At 37.5% G+C, this 602-nt stretch carries 2 protein-coding genes; both read left to right on the top strand.

The window, feature by feature from the left end; translation table 11 throughout:
* The first annotated feature begins 29 nt into the window (after nt 1–29).
* Nucleotides 30–344: a VirB2 family type IV secretion system major pilin TrwL gene (gene trwL, locus ACFINS_RS10980; protein ID WP_034454489.1), complete on the top strand. Its 315-nt coding sequence runs from the start codon at nt 30–32 to the stop codon at nt 342–344.
* 35 nt (nt 345–379) lie between these two features.
* On the top strand, nt 380–602 hold a 223-nt coding region (gene trwL, locus ACFINS_RS10975; RefSeq protein WP_375706290.1), incomplete at its 3' end, for a VirB2 family type IV secretion system major pilin TrwL.

Raw genomic sequence — 602 nt, 5'->3', positions numbered from 1 at the left:
AACTATGGTCTTAACTAGAATGAATAATTATGAAACAATTAAATAATTCCCAATCAAAAAATAATAAGAGGATTGCAACAATTGCTGCAGCTGTGACTGTATTTTTTATGGCTCATCCTACACATGCTGCACTAGATCATGCCCAAAAAGCTTTAAAAGGTCTGCAGAGCGATCTTGTTAGTAATATTATCCCCGTTGCCGCTGCCGTTATACTTTTGTGCTTAGCAATCGGCTATGCTGGACGCTATATAGAGAAAGATACGTTTATACGGTGGGCAATCGGCGTTGTCATCGCTGGCTCAGCAACTCAACTTGCCAATATGTTGTTCACCGCCTCTCCGTGATATTACTTACGAATAATTTCAATTAAGAGTAGAATATGAAACAATTAATTAATCTTCGATCAAAAAACAACAAAAGGATTGTCGCAATTTCTACAGCTATAACTGTATTTTTTATGGATAGTCCTGTATATGCCCAAAAATTAGACAACGCTAAAAGTGCTTTGAGCAATCTGCAAACAGAACTTACAGGCAAAATTATCCCTGTTGCTGCTGCGGTTATACTTTTGTGCTTAGCAATTGGTTATGCTGGACGCTACA

The organism is Bartonella sp. AA2SXKL (assembly GCF_042197205.1).
GTDB lineage: Bacteria > Pseudomonadota > Alphaproteobacteria > Rhizobiales > Rhizobiaceae > Bartonella.
This window is presented reverse-complemented; position numbering and strand designations above follow the sequence as displayed.